This is a genomic window from Mesorhizobium sp. M4B.F.Ca.ET.143.01.1.1, from assembly GCF_004792275.1.
Lineage (GTDB): Bacteria > Pseudomonadota > Alphaproteobacteria > Rhizobiales > Rhizobiaceae > Mesorhizobium > Mesorhizobium abyssinicae.
In genome coordinates, this window is sequence record NZ_SRSR01000053.1 from 1 (window position 1) to 1,367 (window position 1,367).

The window sequence follows — 1,367 nt, forward strand, 5'->3', positions numbered from 1 at the left end:
CTTAGCGGTCGCGCCGAACACCGGGATTCCGTTCTGACCGAGGAGGAGAAGACAGCACACACCGTTCTCATGGTCTGTTGCTCGCGCGCGGCCACAAAGCGCCTGAAGCTCGATCTGTAGTGTCGCGATGTTCTCAGCTATGCACCGACCGTCCTGCTTGGGTAAAGGCGTAAAACCTTAGACCAGCCGATAGTTGGGGTCTGAAACTAGAATCCAATTCAATCGTGAAGTCGAGGCGTTCCGCCGTCTCGATGTCGGCCGTAAGCGGGCGATCGGGACCAGGGCGCCGATGCTGGTGCCGCTCAGGCCCGACGAGCGCTGGTCGCTCGACTTCGTATCGGACGGGCGCCGCTTCCGCATCCTGGCCGTCGTCGACGACTGCACAAGAGCGTGCCTGGCACTCATCGTTGATACGTCTCTCTCGGGCATGCGGGTTGCCCGCGAATTGGACCGGCTCATCACCGAGCGCGGCCGCCCGAGGATGATCGTCAATGATGGCAGCGAGTTCACCTCGAACGCCATCCTCTGCGCGGCGACAATCAAGGTGCGGTATTCGCCGCACCTTGAGCGGCGTATCCGATGATGGCGGGCTGTTCACGGTCAGGAGCAGCAGGAAGTGATGTTCCGTCAGACGCACGAACCCGGTCGGCTGGGACTGTCGGATTTTACCGACATGGGCAGCCTCGGCGTGACCATCGCCGGCTAGAGCCCGTCCTGCGATTGATGAATCGATTGTGATGTGACGGCGGGCTTTGGTGGTGGTTCAACATCCCCTTTGATGATGAGGTGGATGATGGGAAGAGCACTGAGTGAGGATCTCCGGCTGCGGGTCCTGAAGGCGTCTGACGCAGGCATGTCGGCCCGGCGGGCTGCGGCGCGGTTTGGGGTCGGCATATCGAGTGCGATCCGCTGGATCGCGCGGGCGAAGATCGGCGAACTGGCGCCCCGGCCGCAAGGCCGCCGCCGCGCGTCCAGCCTCGATGCGCATGAAGTCTTCATCGTCGGGCTGATCAATGAGCGCAAGGACATCACGTTGAACGAGATGGTGGAGCGGCTGGAAGGCGAGCGGTCGGTGCGGATCAGCCGCAGCGCCTTGAGCGCCTGGCTTCGCGGTCACGGCTGGACATTCAAAAAAAGTCCGCACACGCACTGGAGCAGGATCGCCCCGACATCCTGAAGCGGCGCCGGGACTGGTTCGACGGCCAGCTCGATCTCGATCCGGCGAAGCTCGTCCTCATCAACGAGAGTGTGCTGCAGAGCAGCGGAAAGGAGTTCGCAATGAACTAACACCGTTGCGTAAAGCTGCGTGAATGATGGGGGACGGCCCTCCGGGATCGGCTTTCAGGAGCGGGTCTCAAACCAGTCCG

Annotated in this window: 2 pseudogenes; both read left to right on the forward strand. The window is 62.3% G+C overall.

Annotated features, from left to right (window positions below):
* Positions 1–256: 256 nt before the first annotated feature.
* Positions 257–526 (forward strand): annotated as a pseudogene (locus EN786_RS35895) (DDE-type integrase/transposase/recombinase); the annotation flags it as partial.
* A 267-nt stretch (positions 527–793) separates the two neighbouring features.
* Positions 794–1,260 (forward strand): annotated as a pseudogene (locus EN786_RS35900) (transposase); the annotation flags it as partial.
* Between the last annotated feature and the right edge of the window lie 107 nt (positions 1,261–1,367).